Genomic DNA, 26,772 nt, shown 5'->3' with positions numbered 1-26,772 from the left:
TTATGAAAATTAGACTTTTCCCCATAGTGCTGATCTTGTTTTCCAATGCAATCTTTGGACAGGAACTGTTGTCTTTTAATTCTTGTCTCGCATTAGCCTTAGAAAACAATTTAGCTCTGAAAAATGCGCTTTTATCTAAAGAAATAAGCAACTACAAATACAAATCCAGCTATGGAAAACTATTGCCATCGGTAAACGGAGCAGTTGAAAAGAAACAATCTTGGGGCAGGGAAATTGATCCGGACACTAATTTATTTGTCAATAAAAAAATCGAAAATTATTCAGGGGATGTTGACGCTGAATATAATTTGTTCTCTGGTTTTTCCACAATCAATACTATAAAATCAGCGAAAAAGGATGTTCAAATCAATGAAGTAAATATTCAAAAAATTGAGAATGAAATCACGATTGATTTGGCACAAAAATTCATTACCATTTTATATTTACAAGAAATTATTTTGTCCAATCAAGAACAAATAAAGGCGAGCGATAAGCAATTGGAATTAGCAATTTTAAAGTTTGAATCGGGCGTTATAAGTGAAAGTGAGGTTTTCAAAATAAAATCTCAAAAAGCTACAGAAGAATTAAATCTGTTAACAAATCAGAATCATTTAACGGATAATTTTATCAGTTTAAAGCAATTGATGAACATCTCTTTGGGGAGCGAAATTATCTTAATAAAGCCCAATTTAGAATTCTATAAAAACCCTGAAATAAATGAAAATCAATATTTTTTGACTAATAATGCGGTAGCAATTCATCCATCCTATTTGATGCGTGTGCTAAATGAACAAAAGATGCGAACTGAAATTTCAATATCTAAATCAGCCTTATATCCTTCATTGAATATGCGTTTTTCAATAGGTTCAAATTACATTATCAAAGATCCTCAAGTTACATTTGATGAGCAATTTAACGCTAATTTATCCAAAGGACTTCGATTCAACTTAACTATTCCAATTTTCAATCAGCTTGAAAATTTTTCAAGAATTAAAACCAGTAAACTCAATTACAGCCAATCCAAAATAGAAACACAAATTGAACAGAATCGACTTTCGAAAGAAATTTTAAAAGCAATAACAGATACCAAAACATCCATTAAAAAAAATGAATCAGCAGCAATAGCATTTGAATTTTCAAAAAAAAGCTACGAAGCCGATATTTTAAAATTTGGATTAGGTAAAATAAATATCAACGAGTTAAACCTGACAAAGATGAATTTTAATAATTCTCAAGCCGAATTAATTCAATCCAAGTATGAATTGCTATTCAATAATGCGCTAATAAAATTTTATTTAGGCGAAAAATTTGTTTTATAAATGTTGGATTCTAGTACAACATCTGTATTTCCTTAATATCAAATTCTGAAATACTATCATCTTCCAAAAGAACCTGAAGTTTACCAATAGCCGAAACGCCTTGGATAATCCCCATAAAATTAGTCATGTGTTGATTTGAAAAAGGCATCGGTAAGCCCTTCTTATATAAATTATCAATGTATTTAGTCCATAAGATAGTCGGATGCTGTTTCCAGAACGAAGTATTTTTTTCAATTGCGCTGCCGATTGAAAAAAGAAGTGCTTCTTTATCGAATTCTTGGCCAATAATAACAGCTAGAGAAGATGCTTTTGGCAAATTTTCAAAATTAGTTTGATTCACATTGAGCCCTAAACCGACAATAGAAAGGATTGTTCCGTCACTTTTAATAGTATTTTCTATCAGAATGCCACCTATTTTTTTATTGTATGACATTATGTCGTTAGGCCATTTTATACTAAGATCTGGAATATTAATTGATTCTAAAACCTCAATTACAGCAAGCGAAACAACAATATTAAGATTGAATATCTGACAAATATCCGGTAGAAAATCCTTTACCAAAATACTCATTATTAAGTTTTTACTTGCCTCAGAGGCCCAAATGGCACCCATTTGCCCCTTACCTTTCGTTTGAGTCTCCGCAGTAACAACCGTAAAGTTTTCAAGCTCTTGTTTGTTCGATAGCCCTTTAAGGAACTCGTTTGTTGAATCTATGGCATCGAGTTTGATTACTTTCATATACGTTTATTTGTGAAACAGAATTTAATATTGTGTTAAGGTTCAAAAATAATCACAAAAAATGGTAACTTTACAAACTTATATAAAAATAATTCATGGCGAAAAAGACTATAAATAATGATGACCTATTGGCGAACATCATTAAGGGAATAGAAGAAGTAAAAGGAAATGACATTACCATCCTTGATTTAAGAGAAATAGACACGGCAGTGTGCGACTATTTTGTCATTTGTAACGGTAATTCAAATACACAAGTTAACGCCATAGTAAACTCGATCCAAAAAACAGTTTCTAAAGAATTGAAAGACAAGCCTTGGCATGTTGAAGGTACTGACAACGCAGAATGGGTTTTGATGGATTATGTTAACATAGTAGTTCATGTATTTCAAAAACACATCCGCGAATACTACAACATCGAAAGTTTATGGGGCGATGCTAAAATAACAACCATAGAAAACAAATACTAAAGACATATATCCGTAGTAATGGCTAAAGAAAATAATCCAAATCCGAATAAGTTTAAAGTAAGCCCTTGGCTAATTTATGCTGCAATATTATTAATTTTCTTATTTATAAGTTTTATAACCAATGGTTCAAGTTTAAACGAACCGGGACAATTGACTTCTTCTAAGTTTAACGATTATTTAGAGAAAGGCCAAATTGAAAAAGTAATTGTTTACAATAAAACGGAAGCAGAAGTTTTTCTAAACGCTGCAGCAATGAAAGATGCTGTTCACAAGAAAGTTTCTAAAGATGTTTTTGACCGACCAAATAAAGGGCCACATTATACCTTTGACATTGGTAACGATCAAATATTTCAAAATAAACTGGAAAAGGCAGTTGCAGAAGGTAAATTGAAAGATTTCAATTTCTTACCAAAAAACAATTGGTCGGATATTTTAATTAGTTTATTACCTATCATTATCATTATTGCCGTTTGGATCTTTATCATGAGAAAAATGTCAGGTGGTGGCGCAGGTGGTGGCGGTCAGATTTTCAATATTGGAAAATCAAAAGCAAAACTATTTGACGAAAAAACGGATATCAAAACTACTTTTAAAGACGTAGCTGGTTTAGAAGGTGCGAAAGAAGAAATTCAAGAAATTGTTGAATTCCTTAAAAACCCTGAAAAATACACCAATCTTGGTGGTAAAATTCCAAAAGGAGCTTTACTGGTTGGTCCTCCTGGAACAGGTAAAACATTATTAGCAAAAGCCGTAGCCGGCGAAGCTCAAGTACCATTTTTCTCTTTATCAGGTTCTGATTTTGTGGAAATGTTTGTAGGTGTTGGAGCGTCACGTGTGCGTGATTTGTTCAAACAAGCAAAAGAAAAATCTCCTGCTATCATCTTTATTGATGAAATAGATGCAGTTGGTAGAGCAAGAGGAAAAAGCAATATGTCAGGCGGAAATGACGAGCGTGAAAATACATTGAACCAATTACTGACAGAAATGGACGGTTTTGGAACAAATTCTAACGTAATCGTTTTGGCTGCGACAAACAGAGCTGATGTATTGGATAAAGCATTAATGCGAGCTGGTCGTTTTGACAGACAAATTTTTGTAGACTTGCCGGACATTCGCGAAAGAGCTGAAATCTTTAAAGTTCACCTAGCTCCTTTGAAAAAAATTGAAGGATTAGATACCGAATTTTTAGCCAAACAAACTCCTGGTTTTTCAGGTGCTGATATTGCAAATGTATGTAATGAAGCTGCTTTGATTGCTGCGAGAAATAACAAAACTGCTGTTGACAAACAAGATTTCCTTGACGCTGTTGACAGAATTGTTGGTGGTCTTGAAAAGAAAAACAAAATTGTTACGCCTGATGAAAAGAAAGCAATTGCAATCCATGAAGCAGGTCACGCAACGGTAAGTTGGATGTTAGAGCATGCTGCTCCGTTAATCAAAGTAACTATTGTTCCTAGAGGTCAAAGTTTAGGTGCTGCTTGGTATTTACCGGAAGAACGACTAATTGTTCGTCCAGACCAAATGCTTGATGAAATGTGTGCAACAATGGGTGGAAGAGCTGCTGAAAAAGTAACTTTCAACAGAATTTCAACTGGTGCATTAAGTGATTTAGAAAAAGTGACCAAACAAGCTCGTGCTATGGTAACGATTTATGGACTGAATGATAAAATAGGAAATGTCACTTATTATGATTCAACAGGACAAAGTGAATACAACTTTTCTAAACCATATTCTGAAGAAACAGCTAGAGTTATTGATGAAGAAATTTCATTATTAATTGAAAGTCAGTATCAAAGAGCCATTCAAATATTAGAAGAAAACAAAGACAAACTGAATCAATTGGCAAATATTTTAATCGAAAAAGAGGTAATCTTCAAAGATGATTTAGAAGCTATTTTTGGAAAAAGAACTTTTGATAAAAATTTAGAAGAAGTAGTATCTTAGAAAAAAACATCAATATTTAATTATTTTTAAAATCTTAATTCAAAAACTACTTTTGAATTAAGATTTTTTTATCTTTGGACGTTTTCAATTAACAAATTATAGCAGTTTACAGAAATATGAGTCTTTTTAGAAAAATTTTTGGTTCTAGTAATTCTACTTCTGAGGAAGATAAAGAAAGTGAATTTAGTAAATCCCATACTGAAAACGCTATCTCTATTGATGAACAATTTATCTTTAATTTTAAAAAAAATGGAGGCAAATTTTTGTATTGTGAAAATGCTGATGAAGTAAAAGAGCAGTTTGAAAATATATTAGAAGAAAACGACTGGTTTGAAAGTGAAGTTTTATGTTATGACCCAACACTTTTTAGCATGCTTGAGGATAATAAACTTACGTATGACAAACCTGTAAATCCTAAATTCCTTCTTGCTAGTTGTGAAAATTTAATTGCAGATGAAGGTTCTATTTTATTTTCATCCAAACAGATCAAACAGCATAAACCAAACGAATTACCCGCAAACATTATTGTTTTAGCTAAAACAAGCCAAATCCTTGGTGCTAAAAGTGATGGATTAAGCGCCATTAAAAAGAAGTACGAAAGAGATTATCCTACCAACATTACTACAATAAAATATTTCGAGAAAGCCAAAGAAGAAGACTTTACACAATACGGAAGTTCAGCTAAAAATCTTTATTTATTGCTTTTAGAAGATCTTTAAAATGAACGAAACTCTAAAACGAGGTATATCTGGAGCGGTTTATATTATTCTATTACTTGCTTCTATTCTATATTCAACAGAAAGCTTTTTTATCCTTTTTGGTATATTCCTTATCATTACAGTTTATGAATTTTGTAATTTAGTTTCAATACACAAAGTTTTTCCAATTATTTTAGGCATAGTTATATATGCTCTTGTAACTTTAGTGAGTCACTACAATACACTTACTACAAACACTTTAAATCAGATTTTAAACACTGATTATATAATTGATATAAATATACAACAGTTGGATATTGTTTTATTAGTGATAGCTTTAGTTGTTTCTATAAAATGTATTCTTTTTTTGTTTTATGACAACATTCAAAAAATAAGCACTTCTTCCAAATATTTGTATTTATTAGGCTATATAATTTTGCCTTTTGTGTTTATTACTAAAATTTCATTTGGTATCAATGACTATAATCCTAAAATCATAATTGGATTATTTATCTTGATCTGGACAAATGATACTTTTGCTTACATTGTTGGTAAATCTATAGGAAGAACAAAATTATTCGAAAAAATTTCGCCAAAAAAAACGATAGAAGGATTCTTAGGCGGAATACTTTTTGCCATTTTAGCGGGATATTTAATCTCAAAATATTACATCAAGGCCAATCCTGAATTTAGTGAGAGATCCATATTAATATGGACTTCTATAGCTGTTATTGTAGGAATTGCAGGGACTATTGGAGACTTAATCGAATCCAAATTCAAGCGTATTGCAGGAGTAAAAGACAGCGGAAGCATAATGCCTGGCCATGGAGGTATACTAGATCGTTTAGATAGTGTTATATTTGTAGCACCAATTATATTTTTATTTTATCAAATTTTAAACTATGTTTCATAAAGAAGGAACCCAATCTATTTTATTAGGCACCATTTTCACAGCTGTTGTCCTTTTATTGTCTGACAATTTCATAGACACCAATTGGCTTAAAATGGCCATTCAAATAGCAGCGTTATTGCTTTTGATCATCATCTTACAATTTTTCAGAAACCCTAAAAGAACTGTTGTACTTAATGACAATCAGATTCTGGCTCCTGTTGACGGTAAAGTTGTGGTTATAGAAGAAGTTTATGAAGGCGAATATTTCAAAGAAAAACGTTTGCAAATATCAATCTTCATGTCTCCAATCAATGTACACGTTACGCGATATGGTTTAAGTGGACTAGTAAAATTCAGCAAATACCATCCTGGAAAATTCTTAGTGGCTTGGCATCCAAAAGCAAGTGAGGAAAACGAAAGAACAACTATTGTTATCGAAAACAAAACCTTTGGTGAAGTGTTATACCGACAAATTGCCGGTGCACTAGCCCGACGAATTGTAAATTATGCAGTAGAAGGAACTCAAGTAGTTCAGGGAACTGATGCTGGTTTCATAAAATTTGGTTCTAGAGTTGATATTTTTTTACCTCTTGGAACACCTATAAATGTCGTATTAAACCAAAAAGCAATTGGAGGAAAGACAGTAATTGCGACCAAAGCATAATGATTGAAAAAGATTTAAATACCCGATTTCTGGAAGCTGTAGAAATAGCCTCCGAAATGACACAAGCATCTTTACCACAAGATGTTCAATTGCGACTGTATGCGTTTTACAAACAAGCTACCTTGGGAACTTTAGATCTAAAACAAAATTCTTCTTACCATTTAAGAGATGCTTTTAAAACCAATGCTTGGATGCAAATCAGTCATCTGAGTCCGGATGAATCTAAAGAACAGTATATCGAATTAATTCATTCTCTGTTAAAAAAATAATCTAATCATGAAAAATTTATTTTTTTTAGGTCCTATTGTAATTCTCTTAATGACATTACAATCCTGCAATGACAAAAAATTAATTGAAGTAGTTGAAGTCCCTTTACCAACTGATATTCAAGAAAAAATAGCCATTGGCTCTCCTGATGACGTGAAAGCTGATGAAGGATCATTTCAAATGGACAAGTTGCCTTATGCTTATGATGCATTATCGCCTAGCATATCAGCCACAACTTTAGAAATGCATTATTCCAAGCACTATCTAACATACACAAATAATTTGAATAGAGCCATAGTAGGAACTCCTTTAGAGAATTTGACAATAGAAGAAGTATTAGCCAAATTAGATCCTAACGATGCTGTAATTCGTAATAATGCCGGTGGATTTTACAATCATTCCTTATATTGGAAATGCATGGCACCAAAATCTGGTGCTGAACCAAGTAATGCATTAGCCGAAGCTATTACAAGAGATTTTGGATCTTTCGATAACTTTACGTCACTATTTAAAGATGAAGCAACAAAACAATTTGGTTCCGGTTGGGCTTGGCTTATAGTTGATAGAACTGGAAAACTTCAAATAACAAGTACCGCAAATCAAGACAATCCTTTGATGCGTAATGCACTTATTCCCGGAACACCAGTATTAGCATTAGATGTTTGGGAACATGCTTATTATCTAGATTACCAATACCGAAGGAAAAATTATATTGATGCATTTTTCAATGTAATTAATTGGAGAAAAGTGGAAGAAAATTACGATGCTGCTGCAAAAAAATAGCGTTCGTTTCTAATCATAAAAAATGCTGATATAAATTTATATCAGCATTTTTTTTGTCTTTTTGTTAGTATAAAAAACTCTTTTTACAATTGATAAATGAATGATTCTGAAGGTGCGATTGTAATTTGAGCTTTGCCTTCACCATTCAAAACCTGAAGTTGAACAGCACTTTTATGATACAACTGATCCGTTGTAGTATAATTTCCATCTTTCAATTTCCATTTTTGAATGATATCTGTAGGAATTTTTAATTCGAAATTACTGGTCGTAAGCCAAGAAAAATTAGTGACAATTATTAGTTTTTGGGTATCAGACCAGCGTGTGAAAGCATAAATTCCAGGATCGTAACCTTGAGTTGTTTGGCGATTAAGTGTTTGAATTTCTTGGTATTTACCCATTAAAGCCGAACTATTCAAAGAGAAATTCAATATTTTTTTATAAAAATCACGCAACTCCTTTTCATCCTTTGTCAACTGACCTCCATCAAATTTCCCGTCGTTCATCCAGCGTTGATGACTCGGAACTCCGATATAATCAAAAATTGAAGTCCTAGAATGAGTTCCAAAGCCTGCATTTTCATTGCCGGCCTCTCCTACTTCCTGACCAAAATAAACCATTGTAGGCGAAGTGCTGATGGTAGTCGAAACCACCATCAAAGGCTTTCCTTTTTGTGGCGTTCCTGCAAATTCTGGGCTTGCCAATCGCTGTTCGTCGTGATTGTCCAGAAAATGCAACATGTGATGCTCAATATCTGCCATTCCGTTTTGTATGTCTGATAAGCCATCAGGTAATGATTTACCTTGAATGATATCTTTCAATTTATCATAGGTTTCTACTTTATCATACAAATAATCCATTTTACCCAGATGAATATAATTTCTATATTCTTTAGGATTATACACTTCGGCTAATAAAAAAGCATCTGGATTATTTACTTTAATGGCTGAATTCATGTAGCTCCAAAATTCATACGGAACCATTTCGGCCATATCAAATCTAAAACCATCCACTCCTTTTGCAGTCCAATACAACGCAATGTCTTTGAATTTATTCCAAGAATCTGGAACATCTTTTCCTTTCCAAAAATCGAAATGTTCCTGATACGATTTAGTATTGAAACCAGCTGGAAGCTCCGGGAAATCTTTGGAGCCATCCGGACGAATACCATAATTTACTTTTATCGTTTCATACCAGTCATTACGGTCGGGTTTTGCCATACGGGAACCATTACCAGTCCATTTTGCAGGGCTTTCTTCAAATTTTCCATCAATCAATGGATTCTTTTCTCCATTTAAAGGTTTATCCGCATCGGGAATTTCAAAACGTGCATTTGGAATATAGTAGAAGTTATTGTCTCTTTTGTATTCAACAGTTGTATCATCATCCGCACCAAAATCTTTAACACCTACCGGATTGCTCTTTCCTTCATATTTGCGCGCAATGTGATTGGGAACAATATCGATAATCACTTTTAATCCCGTTTTGTGAGTTCGCGCAATTAAGGCTTCAAATTCCTGCAAACGATTTTCAGGATTGACTGCCAAATCTGGATTTACATTGTAATAATCTTTTACGGCATATGGAGAACCAGCACGTCCTTTGACCACTTCCGGATCATCATTGGAAATACCAATAGCGGAATAATCCCGTATCACGGCATGATGCGGAACTCCGGTGTACCATATATAAGTAACTCCCAAATCCTTGATTTCCTGCAATGCTGTTTCCGTAAAATCATTGAACTTCCCTACTCCATTTTCCTCAATGGTTCCCCAAGGTTTATTGGTGGTATTTTTATTTCCGAATAATCGGGTAAAAACCTGATAGACAACTTCTTTTTTATTCTTGACTAACTGTTTCTGTTCTACGTTCATTTTTAAATCTTTCGTTTTACAAGCCGTTGCAAAAAGCACCATGCTTATCCCTGCAACAATAGTTATTTTTTCCTTCATATAAAATTATTTATACTGATTTCAATTCTTTTAACAACAAAATGAATATCAATTTTTAAATTTAATATTTTTTAAATATAAAGAAGTCCATATCGTTTTAAATTAAATAATTCCGTTTTAAAAAAAGAAAACTACAACGAAGGAGTAACTGCATTTGTTAATAACTTTCAGAAGGAAAAGCCATAGCTTTAACTCCCCATGGACTAATTATAAATATATCCTAATATGGATTAGGATTGTTTCCTTTTTCATAAATTTGACAAAAATTTAATCCATTGAAGAAATCACTGTTTTTCCTTCGTTATTGTTTGCTACTGCTTGTCACTAATTTGGTTTTGGCGCAAGCCCCAAAAAAAATTATTGTAGAAAACTCTGATTTTGCCGATGTAAATCAAATAGAAGTTCCTGATGCATTGTTGCTTATTGGAAACGTACGTGTGAATCATGATGGCGTTGTAATGACCTGTAATAAAGCCTATTATTTCCAAAAGGAAAACTACATAAAGGCTTTTGGAAATGTACAAATGGTGCAAGGCGATACTTTATTTTTGAACAGCAAATATGCGGAATACAACGGAAATGTAAAAAAAGCTTATGCTTCCGGAGATGCCGTAATGAGCTCACCAGATGCAACTCTGACCACAGAAATAATTAATTTTGACCGAAACATTCAAGAAGTATTTTATGATACTCCAGGGACAATTACGAACAAAGACAATACCCTTAAAAGTAATTCAGGAAGATATTACGTTAAACAAAAAAAATTCCAGTTCCTGACTGCGGTTACCATCACAAATCCAACGTATTTAATTAAATCAAATCACTTGGATTATTTCAGTAATTCCGGGCATTCATATCTTTTTGGACCTTCAACAATTACCAGTAAAGCCAATTACATTTATACCGAAAAAGGCTTTTATGACACCAAAAAAAATCTGGCGCATTTCCTAAATAAATCCTACATCAGATATGATGATCGGGTCATTAAGGGCGACAGTTTGTATTATGATCGAAACCGAGAATTTGCATCGGCAACACGAAATGTAAAAATAACGGATTCCATCAATCGCGGAATCGTAAAGGGGCATTATGCCGAAGTGTATAAAAAACTGGATTCCATGTATGTGACCAAAAGAGCCGTTGCCGTGAATTTTGTCGAAAATGACTCAGTTTACATCCACGGAAAAAAATTAATGGTTACTGGAAAAGAAGGAAACCGAATTATAAGAGCGTTCAATAATGTTCGATTCTTCAAAACGGATATGAGTGGTAAATGTGATTCGATTCATTCGAGTTCTAAAACAGCTTTGACAAAAATGATTGGCAATCCGATACTTTGGAACGCAGAAAATCAAATTACTGGTGATGTTATGCATCTTATAGGAAATAATACAACAAAAAAACTAGATTCACTCAAAGTGCTCAATAATACATTCATCGTCTCCAAAGACACCATAGGAACTGGCTATAATCAAGTCAAGGGACAAGATCTCTATGGCAAGTTTGAGGAGGGAAAACTTCATGATGTTGATGTCGTAAAAAATGCCGAAGTAATTTATTACATGCGAAACGAAGCGCAAGAGCTCATAGGTATCAACAAAAACAAAAGCAGTAAAATCAACCTTATTATTGAAGATAATGAGGTCGAAACCATTACCTTTTTTCAACAAATAGATGGCGATATTTTTCCGGAAAAGGATTTACCAGAAAATGCCAGGAAACTGCGAGGACTAGTCTGGCGCGGCGATGAACGAATAAAATCGAAGGATGATATTTTTCCTCCCGAAGAAAATGAAGACAACGACAAAATAGCAAAAGCTACCAAGGTGTCTGAAGCCAAAGAGGACATTCCTATGAAAATCCGAAAAGAAACGCTGAATTATGATAAGAAGAAAGTGAAAAAATAGTATTAGTGTTCATCCCGAAGTTTCGGGAGCAGTTTTCATTCTCAAGCTACAGACAACAGCTTTCAGGATATCCGATTAAAAAATACTTTTAAAAAACTTCGTGAACTTTACGAAAAAAACTTCGTGAACTTTGCGGTTAAATTTCTAAAAAATTGAATACTGATTTCTTAAAATACCAAGCGCAAACCTCACCCTATCCATTGGGTATGGAAGTGTCACATGCTGTAGGTTCTTATATTTACGATACTAATTCTAAGAAATACTTGGATTTTGTAGCTGGAGTTTCGGCTTGCGCTTTGGGACACCAACACCCGAGAGTCAATCAAGCCATCAAAGATCAGTTAGACAAATACTCTCACGTCATGGTGTATGGCGAATATTCACAAAGTCCTGCGGTTCAATATTGCAAATTGTTAGCGTCACACCTGCCTGCTCCTTTAGACAAAACCTACCTGGTCAATTCAGGAACAGAAGCTATTGAGGGTGCATTAAAACTCGCAAGAAGAACCACCGGCAGAAGCCAATTGATTTCGTGTCACAATGCGTATCATGGCAATACTATGGGCTCTATGAGTGTTATGGGATTTGAAGAACGCAAACAAATTTTTCGTCCGTTGATTCCTGATGTTGATTTCATCACCTTCAACAACGAAGAAGATTTACAAAAAATAACCCCCAAAACGGCTGGAATTATTCTAGAAACCATTCAGGGTGGTGCTGGATTTATTCAGCCACACAATGATTTTCTTAAAAAAGTGCGCGAGCGTTGCACCGAAGTTGGCGCCATGATGATTCTGGACGAAATCCAACCTGGTTTTGGGAGAACCGGAAAACTTTTTGGATTTCAGAATTACGATGTAATTCCTGATATCGTGGTTATGGGAAAAGGAATGGGCGGCGGCATGCCAGTGGGCGCTTTTACGGCTTCCTGTGCTATGATGGATTTGTTGAGCGATAATCCAAAATTAGGACATATCACCACTTTTGGAGGTCACCCTGTCATTGCGTCAGCCTGCTTAGCGACTTTGCAGGAAATAACTGAGACCAATCTCATGGCCGATGCTATGGATAAAGAAAAGCTATTCCGATCACTTTTGGTACATCCTTTGATAGAAGAAATAAGAGGAAAAGGATTGATGCTAGCCGCAATGACCAAAAGTGTCGATATAACAAACGAAGTGATTCTAAAATGTCAAGACAAAGGACTCATTTTATTCTGGTTGCTGTTTGAAGGTTGCGCCATTAGAATAACACCTCCTCTAACCATTTCTGAAGAAGAAATACGAGAAGGTTGTAGTATCATACTTGAAGTAATGGATGAAATGCTGAGTGAAGAATGATGATTAACGATTTTTGATTGCAGAAGTTGAACGATTGAATATATTTTGAAATACCTATTCAAAACAATTAGAAAAATTGGGAGCTATTTACTTCGTCAGTTCGCTGCGCTCGTGTCCCGCTATACGTTGCAATCCACGCGAAAAGCGTGGGATTTCCACTTCAAACGAAGTTCACTGCACTCCAATTAAAATAAAAGTATAGTGAAGTAATCAGGGCTATGGCATCCGTTTAAACCAACGCTTTTTTTGTTAATTAAATTGTTCACAACAATTCTAACTTTCCCTCACAGTACACGCACGATTCCCTAAATTTATTTAGGCCAAATTAAAAACACACAGTATGCAATTAAGCAACGAAGAAGAAGACTATAACTTATCCCTGTCGAAATTTGAGTCTATGTTGAAAACCAACAAAGTACTCTTTTTTGACTCCGAAGAATTTGAAGAAATTATTCTTCATTATCTCGATATGGGTAAGGCCGCTTTGGCAAAAAAAGCACTAAAACTAGCTTTGGAACAACACCCAAAATCTACCGGACTAAAACTAGTTCAGGTGGAAATGCTGGTCTATGATGACAAACTCGAATTAGCCGAAAAGCTCTTGAATGAGTTGTATGCCATTGAACCAACAAATGAAGAAATTTACATTCAAAAAGCCAATATCTGCTCTAAAAGAGACCAACACGAAAAGGCAGTTGAATTACTAAAAATAGCTTTAAAATACACCGATGATTTTGCTGATGTCTATAATTTAATAGGCATGGAATACCTCTTTATGGACAATCTTGAAATGGCAAAAGAAAGCTTTATCAAATGTTTAGAAGAAGATCTGGAAGACCAATCCGCATTATACAACGTGGTATATTGTTTTGAGTTTTTGGACCAAAACCAAGAAGCAATCAGCTATTTAAAAAAATACATTGACAAAAACCCGTACAGTGAAATTGCCTGGCATCAACTGGGACGTTTGCATTATGGCGTTAAAGAATATGAAAATGCGATTCGCGCCTTTGATTATGCCACATTAATCGATGATGAATTCCTTGGTGCTTTCATGGAAAAAGCAAAAGCGTATGAGCGATTAAAAAAATATGAAGAAGCCATTGAAAGCTATAGCAGAACCATCGAATTAGATGACGCAACTTCCTATGCGCTACTTCGAATGGGAAAATGTTATGAAAGATTAGGCAACAAAGCGCTGGCATTAAAATATTTTAATCAAACTGTTCATGAAGATCCGCTTTTAGATAAAGGTTGGATTGCCATAACTGACTTTTACGTCCGTCAGAAAAATTACCAAAAAGCGCTATTTTTTGTCAACAAAGCATTAGCTATTGACAACCAAAACCGTTTGTACTGGAAACGTTTTGCGACTATCAACAAGCAAATGAATTTCTTTGAAGAAGCTGAATTTGGATATAGAAAAGCAGTCGAATTTGGTGATTACAGTTTAGATACTTGGTTATTTTGGGTAGATATTTTGCAATTTTTAGGTGAATTCGAAAGTGCTATTCAAACCTTGTTACAAGCCTCAGAATATTTTCCAGAAGAGAACGAAGTGGAATACCGTTTGGCAGGACTGTATTTTATGTTAACTGATAATACTAAAGCAAAATTCCATTTAAGCAATGCTTTGCGATTGAATTTTGACAATTACATCCTTTTAGAAGATTTATTCCCTGTAGTTTGGACAAAAAAAATGGTGCAGAATTATATTGCAAAACATAAAAAACAATAATGGTTGATACGGTTATAAAACGCTTTGGATTATTAGGACGCAACATTAGTTACTCTTTTTCGAAAGGATATTTCACTGACAAATTTAATAACGAAAACTTTGTAGGTTGCAGCTATGAAAATTTTGATATTCCAGAAATAACAGGCTTTCCAGAGGTAATTAAAAACACTGCGGATTTAAAAGGATTGAATGTTACTATTCCATACAAGGAAACGGTAATTCCATTTTTGGATAAATTATCAAAAAAAGCGGAAATAATTGGCGCTGTAAACACCATTAGAATTACCAAAAAAGGAAAATTAAAAGGCTACAATACAGATTACTATGGTTTCAAAAAATCATTAGAACTACTATTGCAACCACACCACAAAAAAGCTTTGATTTTAGGAACTGGAGGCGCTTCAAAAGGAGTCGCTTTTGCTCTGGACGAACTTAAAATCCCCTATACTTTTGTTTCAAGAGAAGCCAAAGAAAATGGAATTGATTATGACCGAATCAATGCAACCACATTTGACAATTACCAAATCATTATAAATGCTACTCCGGTAGGAACAAGTCCTAATGTCGATGCGTTTCCATTAATTCCATACGAATTTTTCACAGACAAGCATATTGCTTATGATTTGATTTATAATCCTGCAGAAACCCAATTCCTAAAAAAAGCGAAACAACAGGGCGCACAAATCAAAAATGGTCTGGATATGCTTATTTTTCAAGCAGAGAAAGCCTGGAAGATTTGGAATAAATAATCTAAAAACAGAATTAACTTCATAGACCTATTTGTATGCTTCAGAAAACATTCTTTATTGAATGTTTTTTCGTTTGTAACACCATTGTGATCTAAAGAAACATAAACTTGAAATCGCAAAACCCTAGCCCTGATGGAAGCGGCATCCTTTTTTGAGAGCCTTTTGGGCGAACAAAAAAGATACAGCGAACAGCAGGAAAATGCTCCAAAAAGAAATATTTTGTAACCTAAAATGACAATAAATAAGGGGTTTTATTTTGTATTTTCATACTGCTTTACTATCTTTCGTGTTGAATCTAATTAGAAACCTTACACATTGAAAAAATGTTAGAAGAAAAGAACGATAACCTGCTTGAGGCAGATGGAAATTTAGAGCACAAAGCTGTTGAATCTAATCAATCAGTACCTGAAAGTTTAGAAAGTGCGTCAATTGAGGAGCCTAGCGATTTTCCGGCAGAGGACAATGTTGTTATTCCAGCTGAAGATGAAGTTGTAAAAACAGAGCCAACTGCTGAGACAGAAAATCAATCGGCCACTGATGCAATAGCAGAATCAAACGCGGAAGAAAGTGAAGATGAAACGCTGAAAGAGCGCCATGATATACCGATGCAGGATTACGATACTTTGTCACTTGAATCACTGGTTGACGAGCTTAAAAGTTTGGTTTCTAATGAAAAAGTAATGTCGTTTAAGGATCATATTGAAGAAATTAAAAAAGCATTCTTAGCAAAATACAACCATCTTGTTGAGGAGAAAAAAGAGGAATTCCTTGCAGAAAATCAAGATCCAAATGAAGATTTTCAATACCATTCTCCATTAAAGACTCAATTTGACAAATATTACACTCAATTTAGAGATACTAAAAATACCCATTTCAAAAGTTTACAAACGAATCTAAAAACCAATTTAGAAAACCGTTTGGCAATTGTTGAGGAATTGAAGGAGTTGATTAATCCGCAGGCAAACATCAAAGACACTTTAAAGCATTTTAATGATTTAAGAGAACGATGGAAAAATGCAGGACCAATTCCGAAGGATAAATACAATCACGTTTGGAACAACTTCCATTTTCATGTGGAAAATTTCTACGACTATTTACATTTGGACCGAGAAGCGAGAGACTTGGATTTCAAACATAACTTAGAGCAAAAGCAAAAAATTGTGGCGCGTGTTGAAGAATTGGTGAAAGAAGCCGATATCAATAAAGCGTTTAGAGAATTACAGGATTTACACCGAATCTGGAAAGAAGATATTGGTCCCGTTTCCAGAGAACACCGCGATGAAATTTGGAATAAATTTAGCGATTTGACCAAACAAATGCACGATAAACGTGAGGTTTTATTCGAAAATCAAAGAGGAACAGAACTTGAGAATTTAGAAAATAAAAAAGAGATAATTGCTAAAATTGAAGTTTTAGCTACGGAGAAAGTCAATGCTCATGCGCAATGGCTAGCTCAAATAGAAAAAGTTGAAGCCTTAAGAACAGCTTTTTTCTCTGCAGGTAAAGTACCATCAGAAGTAAATGAGGAAACTTGGGCCAGTTTTAAAACTGCTGTCAGAAACTTTAATTCTTTCAAAAACTCTTTTTATAAAGACATTAAGAAAGATCAAAATGACAATTTAAATAAGAAAACAGCACTTGTTGCCAAAGCTAGAGAATTACAAGAAAGCACTGATTTTGCCGCTACAACACCTATCATGAAACAAATTCAGGATGAGTGGAAACAGATAGGTCATGTGCCAAGAAAATATTCCGATAAAATCTGGAAAGAGTTTAAGGATGCCTGTAACCATTATTTTGACAAGTTAAAAGAGCAGAAAAACGAAGAGAACAGTGAAGAAGTAGAAGCTTTTGATAATAAAAAAGCCTACTTAGAAACGTTGAGAGAATTTCAGTTGACTGGAGACCATAAAACGGATTTAGACGCAATTAAATTACATATTGAAACTTGGAAAAACTTTGGAAAAGTGCCTTTCCCAAGAAGACATATTGAAGGGAAATTCAATAAAATCCTGGATGCACTTTTTGAAAAATTGAGTTTGAGTAAAAAAGATACTGATATGATGCGTTTCGCTAATAGAATGGATCATTTATCTGAAAGTCATGATACTCGCAAACTTGATAATGAAAAGATTTTTATCATGCGTAAAATTGACGAAGTACAGAACGAAATTTTCCAATTGGAAAATAACATTCAGTTCTTCACCAATACGAGAAATGCTAAAAAAGAAAATTCAATTGTATTAGAAGTTCGCAAAAACATCGCTATTCATAAAGAAAGTCTTGATGTTTGGAAAGAAAAACTAAAACAATTGAGAAATTTGAAAATAGAGTAAATTTTGATATTATTTTAAAACTATAAGCCTCGGACAATATTAGTTCGAGGCTTATTTATAAAAATGATTTTCTGCATTCAAATTTTAACTTTCATTTATTAGAAATAAATATAGTAATCTAAAACGAAATTTTATTTTTACAAAATGAATTGGTTTCGAAAAACACTTGTTTTTATTGGACTTTTAATAGTTTTTTTATTTGCTTTTAGTGCAAGTGAAGTTCCTGTTCAAACCATTAAAATAGAAAAGTCAAATTCTTCATTGTCTGCGAACAGCATTCATTCTTCAGATTTTATACAACCTCAAGTAAGTAATACATTTACTTCCTATCATAAAACTCCTGATTATACGATTGCAAAATATCTGGAAAATTTTCTGAATGTAATTCCGGATTTTAAAAGTAGTATATTCTTTATTCGTTTTGCGAAACAAGACATCAATCGATGTGAGATGGTTTCGCTCCTGCTCTTTCCTTTCCATTTTTTTTGGTGATTTGAAACACTGATTTCGTAAATTGAAGATATAGTATCTTCCCTTTTGAATTGATTCCCTTTGGATTTCAGTTCAACATATCATGTTTTACAAATAACTAAAAAATAAAAAATGGATACTTCCGTAACTATAATTGGATTAATATTAACTTTAATAATTGCCATTCCTCTATTCTATTCCATGAGGTCATCTTCAATTAACAAAGCAAAAATCAAAGCAATAAAAAATAAATTCAGTCAAAACAATCGCTTTAATTTTGAAATAACCGAAACACAAAACAAAAAAGTCTTGGCTTTAGACGAAAAAAACAAAGGGTTTCTTTTAATGGATTTTAATGCTGAGGAAGAAGTTGTTTCTTTTGTAGATTTAAATACAATTCAGTCCTGCAAACTGATTCCAACAACGGAGAATAACACTACTACGATTCTAAAAATTGAATTTGAATTTCAATACAAAGATGGCAAAGAAACAGAGTTTATACCGTTTTACAAAATTGAGAATGATCAAATTGGTCAAGTTTGTTTATATGAAGATCATCAACTAGCCAAAAAATGTACTAAAATGATTCAGGATTGCATAGCGACATAAACAATTAATTTATTCTGTACAAGAGGCTTTTAAAGCCTCTTTTTTTTTGCAAAAGGTTTCTTCAATATGATAATTATCATTTTAATAGTTGAGTAGTCGTTCTACTTTTGAATAACAATAAATGATTTTGCCATGAAAAATTCCTTAATACAAAAATACAATGTTCCGGGGCCAAGATACACCAGTTATCCTACAGTTCCGTATTGGGATGAAACAGATTTTACGGATGAAATCTGGGCTAAAACATTAAAAAAATCCTTTCAAGCGAGTAATTCTTCAGAAGGTATTAGTTTGTATATCCATTTGCCTTTTTGCGAAAGCTTATGTACTTTTTGTGGCTGTAACAAACGTATTACAAAAAATCACGGCGTTGAAAATCCGTATATAGAAGCCGTTTTGAAAGAATGGACCTTATATTGTAAAATTCTTGGAGAAAAACCAACTATAAAAGAGATTCATTTGGGTGGTGGAACTCCCACATTTTTTTCTACCAAAAATTTAGAGGATTTGATAAATGGTATTTTTGTTCATGCCAAAAAAGCCAAAGATCATGAATTTAGTTTTGAAGGCCATCCGAATAACACAACTCACGAACATTTGCAAAAGCTGTACGATTTAGGTTTTAGAAGAGTTAGTTTTGGCGTTCAGGAATATTCCGAGAAAGTACAAAAAGCAATTCACCGTTTACAGCCTTTTCATAATGTGGCAAAAGTTACGTTTTGGGCCAGAGAAATTGGGTATACTTCCATAGGTCACGATATCATTTTTGGACTGCCCTTTCAGGAAATAGAGGATGTAATTGATACTATAGAGAAAACAAAATCATTACAACCCGACCGATTGGCATTTTATAGTTATGCTCACGTTCCTTGGATTAAAGGCAATGGACAGCGCGGTTTTAACGACGAAGACATTCCAAAAGATGATAAAAAGAGAATGCTTTATGAAACAGGTAAAAAATTACTATTTGAAAATGGCTATCATGAAATAGGAATGGATCATTTTGCGCTAGAGACTGACAGTTTATACGATGCCTTCCAAAATGGCACATTGCACCGTAATTTCATGGGGTACAGTTCATCCAAAACACAATTAATGATTGGATTGGGCGTTTCTTCCATTAGTGACAGTTGGTATAGTTTTGCCCAGAATGTAAAAAACTTGGAGGACTATTACCAAATTTTAGAATGGAACAAATTACCGGTTTTTAGAGGGCATTTATTGACCGATGAAGACCTCATCATCCGAAAACACATTCTGAATTTAATGTGCCAATTTGAAACTTCCTGGGAAACCAAAGAGGGTTATTTCAATGAAATTCCAGAGCTTATACTTCAGTTGAAAGAGATGGAAAACGACGGATTACTTATAATTAAAGACAATGGAATTGCCGTTACTGAAAAAGGAAAGCCTTATGTTCGGAATATTTGTATGGCATTCGATTTACGCTTGAAAAGAAAAGCGCCGGAAACCGAATTGTTTTCGATGACAATTTAATGTTTCTCAATCTTACAAAATAAAAAAGCACGCCTAGCAGCGTGCTTTTTCTATGCTAAACTATTAGAAAATTAGTGACAATTTGGATCGGCTTGAATAAATAAACTCATATTGGATGGCGAAATATAAGGAATTCCTAATCCCAATCCTCTCAAAATAAATAAGCAGCCAATACATACCGCTACATATGGAATCGCCTTCTGGATTCGGTTTCGAATAGGAATTGTAAGAAATGAATTGATATATACTACGCTGCTCATCATAGGAACGGTTCCTAATCCGAATAGAATCATATACAGAACACCCAAACTTTCACTTTGCATGGCAATAGCACCAAACAAAGCAACATAAACCATTCCGCAAGGCAAAAAGCCATTCAGTAAACCAATAGTAAAAAGGGATTTGTAACTCTTGTTTCTAAACTGACTTCCTAAAGCTGTTTTTATTTTTGAAATTAATTTAAAAACCGGTTTTGAAAAATTGTATTTCGCAAAAATTTTCTCCGGAGTCAAAACTACTAAGATCATGGCTACACCAATAAATATGGATAAATTCTGTTGTAAACCGGCCAAGAAAAAACCTTTTCCAAGCAGTCCAAAAACAAAGCCTATTGTCGCATACGCCGTTAATCTTCCTAAATGATAAGTAATGATTTGAGTTGCTTTTTTAGTCTGATTCGTTCTGTCCACAGGCAACATCATAGCAATAGGACCACACATACCGATGCAGTGAAAACTACTTATTAAACCGAAAATGAAGGCAGTATAAAGCATTTTTTTATTCTAATGTTAAAGTTAAAAGGGCTTAAAGCCAATTGATGTACTTTAAAACTTTTTACTGTAGGACTAATTAATATATATCGTTTCTTTAGTCAAATACGATTTTCCATCGTATTGCCATTCCATATTAATGTCCCATCGACCGCCTGCCAAACTTTTTTTAGGTATGAGCAAAGTAGTAGCATCAGATAGTGAAATTGGAATTTCAAAATCTAATTTTTTGTTAGACGGTCTGTAAAGGGACACTTTACCTTTGATATTTTTTGGATCAAAAACTTTTGGAAATACTATTTCAATTCCATTTGAAACATTGTTAATTGTTGGCTTTTGAGCCAAATCAGCTGCATTTTGTACACGAGCCATTTCATCTCCAAAATGTGCATCATGTTTATAATATTCTTCTACAACTAACTCATTATCGTATTTTGAATCGGATTGAACCGTAAAAACAAAATACAAAATGAAGGTTATAAACAAACCAAAAGCGATTACGATTCCTGTTCCCCAGCTTATTTTCATGATATTATATTTAATTTTTTGAACCTCAAATTGGATACAATTTAATCAAAACTACGTGGACTTAAAAAATTAGTGGTCGCCGTTTCAATTTTTTTGTTTCCATTATACACCTCAATCTTCAATTTTGTTTTATCACTATCCAATAAATTTTGATTGATTTCAACAAATAAGGTTCCACCATTCATCCCTTGTTTGGGTACTTTTAATTCTTGTTTTCCAACCACTTTTAAAGTTCCATTTATTCCAACAAGTTTAAAATGAATATCGTCAAAGTCATTATTTGTTTTATTAATAATTTTAAAAGTATATATGTTACTGATATTTTCGCCTTTGTGCTGAAACAATTGTCCTGGCAATCTTAAAATACTAGCCTCAACATCCGAACGCAAGAACAATAATCCAATCAAAATTCCTGTTAGAATGAATAATACAGCTGAATAGCCTTTCATTCTAGGCGTGAACTTAAACTTTACTTTTTTCTCAATTTCATCTTCAGAAGCGTATCTGATGAGTCCTTTGGGCAAACCAACGCTATCCATAATTGTATCGCATTCATCAATACAAGCTGTGCAATTAATGCATTCCATTTGTGTCCCGTTACGGATGTCAATTCCGGTTGGACAAACATTTACACATTGTTTACAATCGATGCAATCGCCTTTTCCAGTAGTCGCTCTGTCTTCTTGCTTGTTGAATTTAGCACGGCCTACTTCTTTTTCGCCACGAACAAAATCGTACGCAACATTTATAGATTTATCATCTAATAAAACGCCTTGCAATCTTCCGTAAGGACAAGCTATGATACAAACCTGTTCTCTAAACCAAGCAAAAATAAAATAGAAAACTCCTGTAAATATGAATAAAGAAACCAAAGTGCTAACATGGTTTTCAGGCCCTTCTTCAATCATTAAAAGCAACTTGTCACTACTGATAAGATACGCCAGAAACACATTGGCAATGAAAAAAGAAATGATTAGGAAAATAGTCCATTTTATGCCTTTCTTTCTGATCTTCTCTGCATTCCATTCTTGTTTTTCCAAACGAATTTGGGCACCACGATCGCCTTCAATCCAATATTCTATTCTGCGGAAAACCATTTCTAAAAAGATGGTCTGCGGACAAATCCATCCGCAAAATATCCGTCCAAAAATTACCGTAAAAAGGATGACGAAAACTACCCCGATAATCATGAAGAGCACAAAAAGATAAAAATCCTGCGGCCAAAAAGGAAATCCGAAAATATTAAATCGGCGTTCCAATATATTGAACATCATAAACTGATTCCCATTTATCTTTATAAAAGGATTCGCAACAAGTACAATCAGTAAAAAATAACTCACCCATTTCCTGTAATCATAGAACTTTCCGGAAGGCTTTTTGGGGAAAATAAATTTTCTGTTTCCTTCTTCATCAATCGTTCCAATAGTATCTCTAAACGCTTCGTCTGGTAATTTTGACATTTTTTTTTATTTAAAACACAAGTTCAAAATAATTATTAAGCTAAATAAAAACGTGTGTTTCTAATAGTTATTTAACTGCAACAGTAACATTTTCTTCTACCCAAACCTCACCTTCCGGAGCTTTAGGATCTGGTGGGTTACTTCCTTTTAAGGATAAGATATAACTGGCAACTTTCTGCATTTCTTTAGGTTTCAATGTGCCTTTCCAAGAAATCATTCCTTTTCCGTCACGTCCTCCATTTACAAGTGTATGAAATACATTTTTTATTCCTCCCCCTAAAATCCATTTATCATCCGTAAGATTTGGACCAATTTGTCCTCCGGCATCGGCTCTGTGACAGGCCGCACAATTGGTTGTGAAAATTTCTTTTCCAGCTGCTAAATCTGCAGGATCTGTCAGTAAGGTCACTGTTTTTTCATCCATCATGTCCGATGCAGTTTTCATGTATTCTGCAATATCAATTTTGGCTTGTGCCACTTCTTTCTTAAGCTCCATTTCCTGATTATCAGCACCTAACACTTCAAATCGCACCATATAAACAACTCCAAAGATGATACAAGCATAAAATAGATACACCCACCATGGCGGCAAATTGTTGTCTAACTCTTTGATACCGTCGTAATCATGGTCCAATAACAACTGATCTTCATTATCCAACGACTCTGTTTTAGTCAATTTCGCCATCAATTTCTTGTACCATTCACTATCCTTGAAACTTAAATTACTTGCTTCATTTAATTGGATTTTTTGTTCCTCGGTCAACAAGTGATACGTAATATTATCAACTGCGCTCACGGTAATTTCTATTGCTATCAAAAGGAAAAGAAACACGAATAAGAATACGGAAACCATTGGGAATTTTATAAAAGCAGGTCTGTCTCCTGAGTCAATAAAATATTCCATTGCCATAAATACAGCGAAGAAAATAACAGGTACCCTAACGTATGCTGGAATTAATTTTTTCATTTTCTAAATTTTAAAAAATTATACTATTTAGTTGTCTCTCAATGGAATTTGACTTAATTCACTAATCGTTTCTTTTTTATAGGAAAACACCCATAAACCAAGGCCTACGAAAAAGACGAAAAAAATCAATAAGGATAAGATGGGATAAATCGCCACACCTTCAATCGTTTCCATATTATGTTTTATTTGTTCGAACATGACTTTTATTTTTTAGCAATATCTTTTACTTTAATATCGGTTCCCAGTCTTTGCATGTAAGCAATTAAGGCAACGATTTCTCTTTCGTTCATTGGAACAAATTTCTCTCCTCTGGCTTCGGCTTTTTTCTTGCTTTCGTCATAGCTTTTCACAAAGTCAGGATCATTTTTCAAGCTTTCTTCAATTGCAACAGCTTGTTTTCTTAAATCATCTAAACCGCTTGCAATTTGAGCTTCAGTGTAAGGAACTCCAAGCGTCACCATAGCTTGCATTTTCTTTTGAGTCAAAGAAACATCCATCGGTTTATTATCAAAAAGCCATTTGTAACCTGGCATAATAGATCCTGCAGATATACTTTGTGGATTCCAGAAGTGGTTAAAATGCCAATTGTCATTGTATTTTGCTCCAACTCTTAATAAATCCGGGCCTGTACGTTTTGATCCCCAAAGGAATGGATGATCGTAAACGAATTCACCAGCTTTAGATTGTGGTCCATAACGTTCTACTTCACTACGGAAAGGACGAACTGACTGCGAGTGACACCCTACACAACCTTCACGGATGTATAAATCACGTCCTTCTAATTCTAGTGGAGAATACGGTTTGACACTGGCAATGGTCGGAATATTAGATTTAACCATAATTGTAGGAACAATTTGGATAACACCTCCAATTAAAATAGCAACAGTTGCCAAAATGGTTAATTGAATAGGTTTTCTTTCTAACCAAGGGTGAAATTTTTCTCCTTTTACTCTACCTGCACTAATTTTTACTAACTCAGGAGCTTCCGCTAATTCGTCTTCAATTTTAGAACCTAATCGAACCGTTTGAATAATGTTATACACCAAAGTAAACATTCCAATTAAATATAGGGTTCCACCAATAGCTCTCATCCAATACATTGGCATGATTTGAGTTACTGTTTCCAGAAAGTTACCATACGTTAAAGTTCCGTCCGGATTAAATTGTTTCCACATAGATGCTTGTAAAAAGCCCGCAACATACATTGGAATAGTATATAATATAATTCCCAAAGTACCAATCCAAAAGTGAAAATTAGCTAATTTAAGAGAGTACAAACTACTTTTAGTCATTCTAGGAACCAACCAATAAATCATACCAAAGGCCATAAATCCGTTCCAAGCCAATGCACCTACGTGAACGTGAGCAATAATCCAATCTGTATAATGCGCAATAGCATTTACGTTTTTCAAGGATAACATCGGGCCTTCAAAAGTTGCCATTCCGTATCCGGTTATTGCCACTACGAAGAATTTTAAAACAGGTTCCACACGTACTTTATCCCAAACCCCTCTCAAGGTTAACAATCCATTTATCATTCCACCCCAAGATGGAGCAATCAACATAATAGAGAAAGCAACTCCTAAATTTTGCGCCCAGTTAGGCAAAGCAGAATATAATAAATGATGCGGTCCTGCCCAGATGTAAATGAAAATCAAAGACCAAAAGTGAACAATTGACAATCTATAAGAATATACCGGACGATTTGCCGCTTTTGGAACAAAATAATACATCAATCCTAAAAAAGGTGTAGTCAAGAAAAACGCAACCGCATTATGACCGTACCACCACTGCACCAAAGCATCTTGCACCCCTGCGTAAACAGAATAACTTTTCATTCCGGAAACCGGTAATGCCAAACTATTGAAAATATGCAAAACCGCAACCGTAACGAATGTCGCCAAGTAAAACCAGATGGCAACATACAAATGGCGCTCTCTACGTTTTAAAATTGTTCCAATCATATTGATACCAAAAACAACCCAAATTAATGCAATTGCGATATCTATTGGCCACTCCAGTTCGGCATATTCTTTAGAGGTACTGTATCCAAGTGGCAACGAAATAGCTGCCGCTACGATTATTAATTGCCATCCCCAGAAATTAAGATTACTCAAAAAATCGCTGAACATTCTGGCTTTCAACAAGCGCTGCAAGGAATAATAAATACCCGCAAACATTGCGTTCCCTACAAAGGCAAAAATAACCGCATTGGTGTGTAAAGGTCTTAATCGACCGTAACTCAACCACGAAATCCCATCGGTAATATTTGGAAAAAGAAACATAAAGGCCAATGTAAGTCCTACTAACATTCCTACTACTCCAAAAACAATGGTCGCGTAAATGAAGTTTTTTACAATTTTGTTATCATAATAAAACTGCTGCATTTCCATAAATAAAAAAATTAAATGATTGAAAAATTTTAAAAATTACTATTGAATATCACAAAGTCTCCTGGCTTTCGATGTTTGACTTCTCAACTTTGGGCTGTATTAGCTCGTCGTCAAATAGCATTCTGACTGAGGGTGTATAATCATCGTCATATTGCCCAGTTTTTACTGCCCTTATAAAAGCAATAAAAAAACCAATGGCGACTATTATACTGATGGAGATTAATAAATAAATGACACTCATACCTTAATTTGTGTTAACAAAGTTACTTTTACGTTTCCAAG

At 34.1% G+C, this 26,772-nt stretch carries 25 protein-coding genes; 16 read left to right on the top strand and 9 right to left on the bottom strand.

Going from position 1 to position 26,772, the window contains the following annotated elements; translation table 11 throughout:
• The first annotated feature begins 2 nt into the window (after positions 1–2).
• Positions 3–1,319, top strand: a complete 1,317-nt coding sequence (locus G7A72_RS14360; RefSeq protein WP_165152950.1) for a TolC family protein — start codon at positions 3–5, stop codon at positions 1,317–1,319.
• 10 nt (positions 1,320–1,329) lie between these two features.
• Here G7A72_RS14360 and G7A72_RS14355 read toward each other — a convergent pair whose 3' ends face one another.
• Entirely contained in the window at positions 1,330–2,058 is a 729-nt protein-coding gene (locus G7A72_RS14355) for a biotin--[acetyl-CoA-carboxylase] ligase (RefSeq protein WP_113666139.1), read from the bottom strand.
• A 95-nt stretch (positions 2,059–2,153) separates the two neighbouring features.
• Here G7A72_RS14355 and rsfS point away from each other — a divergent pair, with 95 nt between their 5' ends.
• From rsfS to G7A72_RS14320, 7 genes are all read left to right on the top strand, one after another.
• Entirely contained in the window at positions 2,154–2,525 is a 372-nt protein-coding gene (rsfS, locus tag G7A72_RS14350) for a ribosome silencing factor (RefSeq protein ID WP_113634263.1), read from the top strand.
• An 18-nt stretch (positions 2,526–2,543) separates the two neighbouring features.
• Complete coding sequence (gene ftsH / locus G7A72_RS14345; RefSeq protein WP_113666140.1) at positions 2,544–4,469, top strand: ATP-dependent zinc metalloprotease FtsH; 1,926 nt, start codon at positions 2,544–2,546, stop codon at positions 4,467–4,469.
• 116 nt (positions 4,470–4,585) lie between these two features.
• Positions 4,586–5,188 (top strand): lactate utilization protein B/C, encoded by a 603-nt coding sequence (locus G7A72_RS14340; RefSeq protein WP_113666141.1) that lies wholly within the window; start codon positions 4,586–4,588, stop codon positions 5,186–5,188.
• A gap of 1 nt (position 5,189) precedes the next feature.
• Positions 5,190–6,080: a phosphatidate cytidylyltransferase gene (locus G7A72_RS14335; RefSeq protein WP_165152949.1), complete on the top strand. Its 891-nt coding sequence runs from the start codon at positions 5,190–5,192 to the stop codon at positions 6,078–6,080.
• Positions 6,070–6,723 carry a phosphatidylserine decarboxylase family protein gene (locus tag G7A72_RS14330; RefSeq protein ID WP_113666143.1) on the top strand — a complete coding sequence of 218 codons (654 nt, stop codon included), beginning with the start codon at positions 6,070–6,072 and terminating at the stop codon, positions 6,721–6,723. The genes G7A72_RS14335 and G7A72_RS14330 overlap by 11 nt, the downstream gene beginning before the upstream one ends.
• Positions 6,723–6,992: an acyl-CoA-binding protein gene (locus G7A72_RS14325; protein ID WP_113666144.1), complete on the top strand. Its 270-nt coding sequence runs from the start codon at positions 6,723–6,725 to the stop codon at positions 6,990–6,992. The genes G7A72_RS14330 and G7A72_RS14325 overlap by 1 nt, the downstream gene beginning before the upstream one ends.
• 7 nt (positions 6,993–6,999) lie before the next feature.
• The gene (locus G7A72_RS14320; RefSeq protein WP_165152948.1) at positions 7,000–7,773 is read left to right on the top strand and encodes a superoxide dismutase; all 774 of its coding nucleotides are present in this window, start codon (positions 7,000–7,002) and stop codon (positions 7,771–7,773) included.
• An 83-nt stretch (positions 7,774–7,856) separates the two neighbouring features.
• On the opposite strand, the gene G7A72_RS14315 is transcribed toward G7A72_RS14320, so the two are convergent.
• Positions 7,857–9,725 carry an alpha-amylase family protein gene (locus G7A72_RS14315; protein WP_165152947.1) on the bottom strand — a complete coding sequence of 623 codons (1,869 nt, stop codon included), beginning with the start codon at positions 9,723–9,725 and terminating at the stop codon, positions 7,857–7,859.
• Between the two features lie 275 nt (positions 9,726–10,000).
• Here G7A72_RS14315 and G7A72_RS14310 point away from each other — a divergent pair, with 275 nt between their 5' ends.
• The 8 genes from G7A72_RS14310 (at position 10,001) to hemN (ending at position 20,372) form a co-directional block, all read left to right on the top strand.
• Positions 10,001–11,632, top strand: a complete 1,632-nt coding sequence (locus G7A72_RS14310; protein WP_165152946.1) for an OstA-like protein — start codon at positions 10,001–10,003, stop codon at positions 11,630–11,632.
• A gap of 152 nt (positions 11,633–11,784) precedes the next feature.
• Positions 11,785–12,972, top strand: a complete 1,188-nt coding sequence (locus G7A72_RS14305; RefSeq protein ID WP_165152945.1) for an aspartate aminotransferase family protein — start codon at positions 11,785–11,787, stop codon at positions 12,970–12,972.
• Positions 12,973–13,312: 340 nt separating this feature from the next.
• Complete coding sequence (locus tag G7A72_RS14300) at positions 13,313–14,710, top strand: tetratricopeptide repeat protein (RefSeq protein ID WP_165152944.1); 1,398 nt, start codon at positions 13,313–13,315, stop codon at positions 14,708–14,710.
• Positions 14,710–15,459, top strand: coding sequence for a shikimate dehydrogenase (locus G7A72_RS14295; RefSeq protein WP_165152943.1), 750 nt, complete (start codon positions 14,710–14,712; stop codon positions 15,457–15,459). The genes G7A72_RS14300 and G7A72_RS14295 overlap by 1 nt, the downstream gene beginning before the upstream one ends.
• A 323-nt stretch (positions 15,460–15,782) precedes the next feature.
• Complete coding sequence (locus G7A72_RS14290; RefSeq protein ID WP_165152942.1) at positions 15,783–17,795, top strand: DUF349 domain-containing protein; 2,013 nt, start codon at positions 15,783–15,785, stop codon at positions 17,793–17,795.
• Between the two features lie 144 nt (positions 17,796–17,939).
• Complete coding sequence (locus G7A72_RS14285) at positions 17,940–18,287, top strand: hypothetical protein (protein WP_165152941.1); 348 nt, start codon at positions 17,940–17,942, stop codon at positions 18,285–18,287.
• Between the two features lie 111 nt (positions 18,288–18,398).
• Positions 18,399–18,875 carry a hypothetical protein gene (locus G7A72_RS14280; RefSeq protein ID WP_165152940.1) on the top strand — a complete coding sequence of 159 codons (477 nt, stop codon included), beginning with the start codon at positions 18,399–18,401 and terminating at the stop codon, positions 18,873–18,875.
• A gap of 132 nt (positions 18,876–19,007) precedes the next feature.
• Positions 19,008–20,372, top strand: a complete 1,365-nt coding sequence (hemN, locus tag G7A72_RS14275; protein WP_165152939.1) for an oxygen-independent coproporphyrinogen III oxidase — start codon at positions 19,008–19,010, stop codon at positions 20,370–20,372.
• A 71-nt stretch (positions 20,373–20,443) separates the two neighbouring features.
• Here hemN and G7A72_RS14270 read toward each other — a convergent pair whose 3' ends face one another.
• The 7 genes from G7A72_RS14270 to ccoS all read right to left on the bottom strand — a co-directional run bounded on the left by G7A72_RS14270 (position 20,444) and on the right by ccoS (position 26,731).
• Positions 20,444–21,145, bottom strand: coding sequence for a sulfite exporter TauE/SafE family protein (locus G7A72_RS14270; RefSeq protein ID WP_165152938.1), 702 nt, complete (start codon positions 21,143–21,145; stop codon positions 20,444–20,446).
• A 72-nt stretch (positions 21,146–21,217) separates the two neighbouring features.
• Complete coding sequence (locus tag G7A72_RS14265) at positions 21,218–21,670, bottom strand: FixH family protein (protein ID WP_165152937.1); 453 nt, start codon at positions 21,668–21,670, stop codon at positions 21,218–21,220.
• A 41-nt stretch (positions 21,671–21,711) separates the two neighbouring features.
• Positions 21,712–23,130 (bottom strand): cytochrome c oxidase accessory protein CcoG, encoded by a 1,419-nt coding sequence (gene ccoG, locus G7A72_RS14260; RefSeq protein ID WP_165152936.1) that lies wholly within the window; start codon positions 23,128–23,130, stop codon positions 21,712–21,714.
• 67 nt (positions 23,131–23,197) lie between these two features.
• On the bottom strand, positions 23,198–24,097 hold the full coding sequence (locus tag G7A72_RS14255; protein WP_165152935.1) for a cbb3-type cytochrome c oxidase N-terminal domain-containing protein: 900 nt from the start codon (positions 24,095–24,097) through the stop codon (positions 23,198–23,200).
• A gap of 27 nt (positions 24,098–24,124) precedes the next feature.
• Positions 24,125–24,295, bottom strand: a complete 171-nt coding sequence (locus tag G7A72_RS14250; RefSeq protein WP_113634284.1) for a CcoQ/FixQ family Cbb3-type cytochrome c oxidase assembly chaperone — start codon at positions 24,293–24,295, stop codon at positions 24,125–24,127.
• A gap of 5 nt (positions 24,296–24,300) precedes the next feature.
• Positions 24,301–26,490 (bottom strand): cytochrome-c oxidase, cbb3-type subunit I, encoded by a 2,190-nt coding sequence (gene ccoN / locus G7A72_RS14245; protein WP_113666159.1) that lies wholly within the window; start codon positions 26,488–26,490, stop codon positions 24,301–24,303.
• Positions 26,491–26,539: 49 nt separating this feature from the next.
• Positions 26,540–26,731 carry a cbb3-type cytochrome oxidase assembly protein CcoS gene (ccoS, locus tag G7A72_RS14240; RefSeq protein WP_113634286.1) on the bottom strand — a complete coding sequence of 64 codons (192 nt, stop codon included), beginning with the start codon at positions 26,729–26,731 and terminating at the stop codon, positions 26,540–26,542.
• Positions 26,732–26,772 lie beyond the last annotated feature (41 nt).

The organism is Flavobacterium sp. Sr18 (assembly GCF_011064265.1).
GTDB classification, from domain to species: Bacteria; Bacteroidota; Bacteroidia; order Flavobacteriales; family Flavobacteriaceae; genus Flavobacterium; species Flavobacterium petrolei.
Note: the sequence above shows the minus strand (reverse complement) of the source record. Positions and strands in the feature narration are given on the sequence as shown.